The 8,391-nt window shown below is 40.4% G+C and carries 8 protein-coding genes; 7 read left to right on the forward strand and 1 reads right to left on the reverse strand.

Annotated features, from left to right (window positions below):
* From smc to A0J48_RS25125, 5 genes are all read left to right on the forward strand, one after another.
* On the forward strand, positions 1–3,473 hold a 3,473-nt coding region (gene smc / locus A0J48_RS25105), incomplete at its 5' end, for a chromosome segregation protein SMC (RefSeq protein WP_200327303.1).
* 202 nt (positions 3,474–3,675) lie between these two features.
* Positions 3,676–3,954, forward strand: coding sequence for a ribbon-helix-helix domain-containing protein (locus A0J48_RS25110; RefSeq protein ID WP_234301152.1), 279 nt, complete (start codon positions 3,676–3,678; stop codon positions 3,952–3,954).
* Positions 3,941–4,360 carry a type II toxin-antitoxin system VapC family toxin gene (locus A0J48_RS25115; RefSeq protein ID WP_168696511.1) on the forward strand — a complete coding sequence of 140 codons (420 nt, stop codon included), beginning with the start codon at positions 3,941–3,943 and terminating at the stop codon, positions 4,358–4,360. Before A0J48_RS25110 ends, A0J48_RS25115 begins: the two co-directional genes overlap by 14 nt.
* A gap of 547 nt (positions 4,361–4,907) precedes the next feature.
* Positions 4,908–5,345 (forward strand): Panacea domain-containing protein, encoded by a 438-nt coding sequence (locus tag A0J48_RS25120; RefSeq protein ID WP_200327304.1) that lies wholly within the window; start codon positions 4,908–4,910, stop codon positions 5,343–5,345.
* Entirely contained in the window at positions 5,345–5,782 is a 438-nt protein-coding gene (locus tag A0J48_RS25125; protein ID WP_200327305.1) for a hypothetical protein, read from the forward strand. The genes A0J48_RS25120 and A0J48_RS25125 overlap by 1 nt, the downstream gene beginning before the upstream one ends.
* 247 nt (positions 5,783–6,029) lie before the next feature.
* Here A0J48_RS25125 and A0J48_RS25130 read toward each other — a convergent pair whose 3' ends face one another.
* Positions 6,030–6,776, reverse strand: coding sequence for a hypothetical protein (locus tag A0J48_RS25130; protein WP_200327306.1), 747 nt, complete (start codon positions 6,774–6,776; stop codon positions 6,030–6,032).
* Positions 6,777–7,155: 379 nt separating this feature from the next.
* Here A0J48_RS25130 and A0J48_RS25135 point away from each other — a divergent pair, with 379 nt between their 5' ends.
* Positions 7,156–7,782 (forward strand): Uma2 family endonuclease, encoded by a 627-nt coding sequence (locus tag A0J48_RS25135; protein ID WP_200327307.1) that lies wholly within the window; start codon positions 7,156–7,158, stop codon positions 7,780–7,782.
* A 265-nt stretch (positions 7,783–8,047) separates the two neighbouring features.
* On the forward strand, positions 8,048–8,284 hold the full coding sequence (locus tag A0J48_RS25140) for a DUF433 domain-containing protein (RefSeq protein ID WP_200327308.1): 237 nt from the start codon (positions 8,048–8,050) through the stop codon (positions 8,282–8,284).
* The last annotated feature ends 107 nt before the right edge of the window (positions 8,285–8,391 follow it).

Raw genomic sequence — 8,391 nt, forward strand, 5'->3', positions numbered from 1 at the left:
AGAAGGAGGGACGTTCGGTTTGGGAAGGTAGTGAGAGGGTGACGTTTAAGTTGCGGGAAAGAATAGCACGCAAAGAGGCAAAGGGGAAAAAGGAGGAAGTAGGGGAGGAAGGGGAAGAAGGGGAAGAAGGGAAAGCAGGGGAAGCAGGGGAAGCAGGGGAAGCAGGGGAGGAAGAGGACAATAACTCCCAGTCCCTAGTCCCCAGTCCCCAGTCCCCAACAGAATGGAGTGTTACCCGGCGTTTGAGGGTGACGCAGCAAGGGACTTATACATCGAATTATTATATTAATGGTGCTGCTTGTACTCTGTCGGAGTTACATGAAGAGTTGCAGGAACTGCGGATTTATCCTGAAGGGTATAATGTGGTGTTACAGGGGGATGTAACTAGCATTATCTCGATGAATGCGCGGGAACGTCGGGAAATTATTGATGAATTGGCCGGGGTGGCGGCTTATGATCGGAAGATTATTCAAGCTAAGTCAACTTTGGACGAGGTGAAGGAAAGGGAAGATAGTTGTCGGATTATTGAGACTGAGTTAACTGTACAGCGCGATCGCTTGGGTCAAGATAAGGCGAAGGCAGAAAGATATCAAAAGTTACGGACGGAGTTTGTTCATAAGCAGTCTTGGGAAGCTGTGTTATCTTGGCGTTCTCTCCAAGCACAGCAGGAAAAGTTAATAGCCCAAATTCAAGCTGGTGAACTGTCTTTTACGGATTTTACTACCCAGCTTGAAGCTGTCACCAGGGAAATTTCTCACAAGACTGCTGAACTTGAGGAACTTAATTCTCGTGTCAAAGCTTTAGGGGAAGAGGAACTTTTGGCGGTACAGTCTAACTTAGCTACTCAGGAAGCGGAACGTAAGCAAGTCCAACGTCAGCAACGGGAGTTAGAAACGGCTTTACAAGAAGTTGCAAGGCGTTTATCTCAAACTCAGCAGGAAATTCAGCAATATCAGCTTTCTCTAGCACAAGCTGTTCAACAACAGGATGTAGAAATTGCACAGGTAGCGTCTCTACAAAATGAACGGAATGATGCACAACAAGTTTTAGAAGCTTCTCGTCAAGCTGCGGCGGAAATTGCGACTGCTTCGGAAGCTTGGGTTCAGCAACAAACGGCTTTAAATCGGCAAATTGAAACTTTACTGCAAACGCTTGAACCTCAACGCACGGAACAAGCACAACTGCGAGAAAGAAATACCCAGTTACAGCAACTTATTCAAGAGGAATCGGAGTTAATTGCCACTTTAGAACCGGAATTGGCAGGAAAACAAGCTGAATTTCATCAACTGGAAACGGAATTTAATGCTTCTAGCGTCCCTATTCAAAATTTAGCTGAAAATCTGGCGGCGACGGAACAAGAGTTGCAAATTCAACAGGAAACCCAAAAGCGACTTTTGCAGGAACAGCGAGAAAAACAACGCCAGTTAGATAAATTGGAAGCACAAGCCCAAGCACAGCAGGAAGTTCAGGGTACGCAGGCGAGTAAGGTAATTCTGCAATCTGGTTTACCTGGTTTGTGTGGGTTGGTGGTGCAACTGGGTAAGGTAGAATCCCGCTATCATTTGGCTTTGGAAACTGCTGCGGGTGCGCGTTTGGGACATATTGTGGTGGAAGATGACAGGGTTGCATCGGCGGGGATTGAGTTGTTAAAACAAAAACGTGCAGGAAGGGCAACTTTTTTACCTCTGAATAAAATTCAAGCGCCCAAATTTACGCCAGATTTAACTTTGCGTTATGCAGATGGCTTTGTTGAATATGCGATGAATTTGGTAGAGTGCGATCGCCGTTATCAAGAGGTTTTTAAGTATGTTTTTGGTAATACGGTGGTTTTTGCAACTTTAGAACAAGCTAGAAAACAAATCGGTCTTTATCGCATTGTCACTCTAGATGGGGAATTATTGGAAACTAGCGGTGCAATGACTGGGGGTAGTAATACTCAGCGTTCGGCGTTAAAATTTGGCACAGGGGAAGCTAAGGAATCAGAGGAAGTTACCAGTTTAAAGACCAGATTGGCAGATATTGACCGCGTTTTAGATCGTTGTTTAGAAGCGATATCTCATTTATCTACTAGTAGTAAGCAGCTTTCCCAGGAACTGACGGAAGCACGTCAAGCACGAAGGGAACAACAGTTACATTTAGAACAGTTAAAGAAGGATGTCAAAACTTTAACTACGCAGTTAGAAACAACTCGCGCTCAATTATCCCAAAATACCGATAAATTCACCTCTGCCCAATCTCGTCTGGAAGTTTTGGATCGGGAATTACCAGGTTTAGAAAATCAGTTGCAACAATTACGACATACTTTGTCTGAATTGGAAGCTTCCCAAACTCCCAGCGAATGGCAACAAATCCAAGCAGTGATTAAAACTCAAGAAGCACAATTACAACAAAAAGAAACTGCTTTAAGGGATGCACAACAACAAGTAAAGAATTTAGAAAATCAACAACAGCGTTTACAAGAGAAAATAGAAGAAGCGCAAAAGCGAGTTATTGAATATCAACAAGAACAGGAAACACAACAAAATCAACTGACAGCACTCAGCACTCAGCACTCAGCACTCAGCACTCAAATAGCGGAAATTCAAGTTAATTTGCGGCAATTAGAAGAGAATTTGGGGGAAGAGAAAAAGAAACGGGATGCAACAGAAACAGCAGTGCGATCGCTCCTCTTGCGTCAGCAACAATTACAATGGGAAATTGAGAAACTACAAGAAACCCAGCAAAAACGCCGGGAAGATTTAACCGCATTACAAACTCAATTGCGAGATTTAAGCGCAGAATTACCCAATCCCCTCCCGGAAGTTCCTGCTCAAGTTGATTTAGAGGAATTGCAAAAAGAACTACGGAGTCTTGCTAAACGCTTACAGGCAATGGAACCCGTCAATATGTTGGCGTTGGAAGACTATGATAAAGTCCAAAGTCGTCTCCAGGAACTGACGGAGAAATTACAAACCTTAGAAGGCGAACGGACAGAATTATTATTAAGAATAGAAAACTTTACCACCTTACGCCAAATCGCTTTTAAAGAAGCCTTTGACGCAGTAAACGAAAACTTCCAATCAATTTTTGCTACCCTTTCCGACGGTGATGGTTATTTACAACTGGATAACCCAGAAGATCCCTTTAATAGTGGTTTAAATTTAGTTGCACACCCTAAAGGAAAACCTGTACAACGTCTTGCTTCCATGTCCGGGGGAGAAAAATCTTTAACTGCATTAAGTTTTATTTTCTCCCTACAACGTTATCGTCCGTCCCCATTTTATGCCTTTGACGAAGTAGATATGTTTTTGGATGGGGCAAATGTGGAAAGATTAGCGAAAATGATTAAACAACAGGCACAACAAGCGCAGTTTATTGTTGTGAGTTTGCGTCGTCCGATGATAGAATCAGCCGAACGTACAATTGGGGTAACTCAAGCCAGAGGTGCTTATACTCAGGTTTTGGGGATTAAATTGAAATCATCTGACAATTGAAGCATTACGTCAGATTGTGTAAGATATCTAATTGTGAGGCACTCAATGTATAAAAAAGCATTAAACTAGACAATATTGTGATATTTTGGTGTTGAGTTGGGGGCGATCAGTTGCGGCGAGAGGAGCGATCGCCCTATAAGGAAACTATTTGAGAACTACTTAACTTTGAATTTTTTGAGCTATAGTATTGTCATACAGAGTTATGACAAGCAAAAATATGAGAGTTAATGCAAGGCTCGATAGCGATCGCGCTAGTAAGTTTAATTACATTCGCCAGCGGACAAATCAAGGTGTGTCTGACATTATGAAAGTGGCGATCGATCTTTATTATGAAAAATTACATCAAGAATCCCCTGTAAAACCTTTGCAACTCCTTAGAGAATCAGGGCTGATTGGTTGTGCTGAAGGGGACTCTGATTTGTCGGTTAATTACAAGCAATATCTCACTGAAAGTCTTAACGAAAAATATGGTCATCGTTGATTCTGGCTTTTGGATAGCACTAATCAATCGCCGTGATGATTATCATGTTCTCGCTCAAGAAGTTCTAGATACGATTGATGAGCCTCTGGTTACAACATGGTGTGTGATTACAGAAGTTTGTCATATTCTCTTGAAACGTACAGGCACAAATGCTCAACAGACGTTTATTCATAGCTTAGAAATTGGTGCTTTTGAGGTTTTTGATCTCAAAGTTCAAGATGGGAAAAGAATCAGTGAATTGATGAATCAATATAGTTCTCTGCCAATGGATTTAGCGGACGCTTCATTGATTATTCTTGCCGAACATTTGGGGCATGGGCGGATTCTATCTGTTGATTTTCGGGACTTTAATACTTACCGCTGGAAAAATCGTCATCCTTTTGAGAATTTGATGTCTATTAACTAAAAATCACGACTCACAGTAATAGCGATCGCCTAATAATCATGACTCACAGGAAAAGCGATCGCAATACCGCAAACCCTTTAACAGATGGATAATTGATGCGATCGCGCTTGACTCTGCGGTAGTTTTTCCTCAGTCGAGTAATTAAACCACAATTCTTTGATGAAGTGAGAACTCCGATTTATTAGCGAGGAAATATTAAGGTAAGGAATAAAGGCAATGTTGGGCTTCGTCACCTCAACTCAACCTACAAGATCAGCGAACTGCTTGCAGCAGCACTTCGCTATCACACTAATTTTTTAGCTTTTTTATGCAAAAAAACTTATGTGATACGGCAACAGTCATTAATCATTTCTATATGACGTTGACAGTGGACTCTTAAGGTGTGACGATACACAGTAAAAAGACTTGGGCTATGCGAAAGTATGCTCAAACTGGTAAGTTAATTTTTTATAATTTATAATAAAGTTTTGGATCATTCTAGCTTCTACTCAAGTATTAATTTCTTGACATTAAGTGATAGATCTTATACAGCTTAAGGAGTTGCACAATGTATAACGTATCAGACATAGCACAATATTTGATTCATTACGCCAACCTCGAAGAAGATGGCATGATGACAAACCTTAAGCTACAAAAATTACTGTACTACATTCAAGGGTTTCATTTGGCAATTTTTGATAAGCCTATTTTTGATGAAGAAATTAAAGCTTGGCAATATGGTCCCGTTGTAGAGCCTGTTTATCATTTGTATAAGAAATATGGTCGCAATGCTTTACCAGAGTCAGATGATTTTAATCCTGAAATTATTGGTGTAACTGACAGGGAGCTAATTGATGAAGTTTATGGGGTCTATGGTAAATACACTGGTACTGTCTTAGCTAACATCACCCATCAGGAAAAGCCTTGGATAAGTACAGAGCTAAATCAAACAATTACCCATGACCTGATGCGTGATTATTTTAAAAGTCAGATATCGGTGGGTTAATGCCAAAAGGTAAAAGTAAGAGAATTAACCCTCCTGCTATAAGCCAGCCCCAAGTAAAAGGCAGGATTACAGAGCCTTCATCAGACAAAGTTCTTAACTATAATGACTGTCATCCTGTTTTTTGCCTTAGATATTTAGAGAGTGATTATGGTCTAGAGCAATGTACAAGAGAGCAACAAGCTGATTTTGCAAAAGCGCTGAGAAAACGTAGTCAGATGACTTGGCAACAAATTTGGGCAGCACCTCGGCATGGATTAGGTGCTGAAAAAATTGATCGAAAAAGTATCAAAGCTCCTATCCCTAATCACATAACAGCAGATGTAGATTTTTTTATTGCCATACGATTTTCAGGAGTTGCCGCAATGGTGGGGTATCGCATTCAAGATGTTTTTCGGATTATTTGGTTAGACTCAAAATTTGAGCTATACAAGCATTGAAACAATATTGTCGAGTTACTGCAATCTCTCTCTCTGACGAAGTGAGAACTCCGATTTTATTCGCGAGGAAATATTAAGGTAAGGAATAAAGGCAATGTTGGGTTTCGTCACCTCAACCCAACCTACAAGATCAGTGATCGCACTGAAATTAGACTAGGTATGGCAGACAAGCAATATCTAAAATAAATCTAACAAGCAAGTTGCTTAAGTTATTTTTATACTCTGCCTAACGGTTGACACGTCATATTTACGGCTGGGGGAAGATGGATGATAAAGGACTTCCAATATTCAAGTTGTATTGCTCCTTCATCTGTTTCAGGTGGATGCCGAATACCTTTCTGAGTTCACCCAAAGATTCCTCCAACTGGCTAGTCACCAAGCCTTTGTTGTTGTTCATGTAATAACGGCAAGCATCAATCATCGCCTTGATACGCAAGTCAAGAGGTGAATCGTATTGCACCTCTTCTCTGAGCTTAAGCAGGGCATCCCGTAAATCTGAGAGAGAACGCACAACATGATCTTGGTCTTCCTGCGAATATGGCACGAAAAGTACACCTTTGCTTTCCAGCAGTTTAACCAGTCTTTCAGCAACCGAGACTTGAATACCTAATGGTGATAATTTTCTGAGTGGGTTGAAACCAGATTCAACCAACGACTTCATCAAGTTCTCATGGTCTCGCTTCCATTTCTGTAATTGAGAAACCGAGTAATCCTGCCCATTATTCTTGTCAATCAAGTCAGCGCACGAACCACATAACCATAATGCATTCTTGATACTTTTCCGATCGCTTGGAGATTGGTATGAATCGTATCGAGGTCCATTTGGTGAAGCAGCGCAGATATGAGCTGCCTCACCAGTTTTGGTAGATTTGTTTGGGTCAGCATCGCAAGGTCCGACAGTGATACGCATACAGGCAGGATTGCTGCACATATACGTTGCTCTTTCTGCTAATTTGATTTGGATTTGGCGAGTAAAGTTATCTTGACGTGTCATATTTGAGATTTCATTCTACTTACAGTATTTTTAACGCGCAGCCAATCCGCACTGCGACAGAACTATGTTTACCCAATGTCACTATAAGTCTAATCATCTAAATAAGTAGATTAGGTAGAGACTTTTAGATAATATTCATACATTTAAAGCAAAAAGATACAAAAAAATATTTTTATTTACATATATCAACGCGATCGCTTGGTTGCACATTACGTTAAAAATAGAATCAGAAAGAATCGGAAATAAGAAAACCATGAAACTGTATATGGCGATCGCCTAAAACTTACGACTCACAGGAATAGCGATCGCTTTTTAATTCGGAGTAGATGGATTTAGCGAAAATGCTAAAGTGATGATATTGATGGGGCTAAGTTGACCTATGACCATTGCAACCGAAATACCAATACAACAGCAGTTACTAAGTTTTGGCGATTTTATCGTCCGTTATGGTGACAGTAACCGCTACGAATTGATTGATGGAGAGGTGTTTGATTTGGAACCAACAGGCTACCATGAAGAAGTTTCAGCTTTTACCACCACAAAAATCTGCGCCCAAATTGATGCCTTATGTTTAAATTGGTTTGTCCTTCAGCGAGGATTACTACGTCCTTCTAACTTGGGTATGACAGCATTTCGACCCGATGTTATGGTTGTAGATCGCAATGAACTTGCGAAAGAACTACTTTGGAATGACCAATCAATCCTCACGCTGGGTAGTTCGATTAAATTTGTGATGGAAGTAGTTAGTAGCAACTGGCAAAACGATTATGCCCGTAAAGTCGAAGACTACGCAATTTTAGGTATTCCTGAATATTGGATTGCAGATTATGCGGGTCTAGGTGGGACTCGACATATTGGGAAACCGAAACAACCTACTCTTTCTATTTGTACCTTAGTCCAAGGAGAGTATGAAATTCAGCAGATTCGAGGCAATCAACCCATTACTTCGCCGACATTCCCAAATTTCAAACTGACAGCCGAACAAGTTTTAAAGGCTGGCAGATAAAGTGCTTTAAGCCATGTTTACTTAGGATAAAATAGTTACTGGGAATTAGGCGATTTGCTCCATAACAAATCATGGGAACGGATAATATTGTGATATTTTGGTTTTGAGTCGGGGGCGATCGCTTATTGGTTAGATTGATAAAGTGCGATCGCTACGCTCGCCGCAGGCATCGCGCAAAACTGACTTTCATTTCGCTTTTTTCTATTATCATAGAACTCGAAAAATCAAGTACAATTAATTTAGTGCCAACATAACATCTAATATCATGAATAACCTTCTATTAAATAGAATAACAATTAACCATGATATTTGTCATGGTAAACCGTGTATTCGTGGATTGCGCTATCCGGTGGAAATGATCTTAGAACTTTTGAGTTCAGGCATGAATATTGATGATATTTTAGAAGATTATGATGATTTAGAATACGAAGAGATTTTAGCAGTTCTCAGCTTTGCTGCTCGACTCACTCAAGTTAAAAGTATCCTCCAATTAGTTTCATGAAATTCTTGATTGATGCTCAATTACCAATGCGAATTGCTAATTTATTAGACATCTCCAAAATAGTAATATTATGTGGGAAAAGGAGAAGATGAGAGATTTTTAATACA

The organism is Sphaerospermopsis aphanizomenoides BCCUSP55, from assembly GCF_001586785.1.
GTDB lineage: Bacteria > Cyanobacteriota > Cyanobacteriia > Cyanobacteriales > Nostocaceae > Sphaerospermopsis_A > Sphaerospermopsis_A aphanizomenoides_A.

What these genes read in the sequence shown, in the direction of transcription:
- A0J48_RS25140 (WP_200327308.1), top strand. Translation starts at nt 8,048, where the DNA reads ATGAATAACCTTCTATTAAATAGAATAACAATTAACCATGATATTTGT.
- A0J48_RS25135 (WP_200327307.1), top strand. Translation starts at nt 7,156, where the DNA reads ATGACCATTGCAACCGAAATACCAATACAACAGCAGTTACTAAGTTTT.
- A0J48_RS25115 (WP_168696511.1), top strand. Translation starts at nt 3,941, where the DNA reads ATGGTCATCGTTGATTCTGGCTTTTGGATAGCACTAATCAATCGCCGT.
- A0J48_RS25120 (WP_200327304.1), top strand. Translation starts at nt 4,908, where the DNA reads ATGTATAACGTATCAGACATAGCACAATATTTGATTCATTACGCCAAC.
- A0J48_RS25125 (WP_200327305.1), top strand. Translation starts at nt 5,345, where the DNA reads ATGCCAAAAGGTAAAAGTAAGAGAATTAACCCTCCTGCTATAAGCCAG.
- A0J48_RS25110 (WP_234301152.1), top strand. Translation starts at nt 3,676, where the DNA reads ATGACAAGCAAAAATATGAGAGTTAATGCAAGGCTCGATAGCGATCGC.
- A0J48_RS25130 (WP_200327306.1), bottom strand. Translation starts at nt 6,776, where the DNA reads ATGACACGTCAAGATAACTTTACTCGCCAAATCCAAATCAAATTAGCA.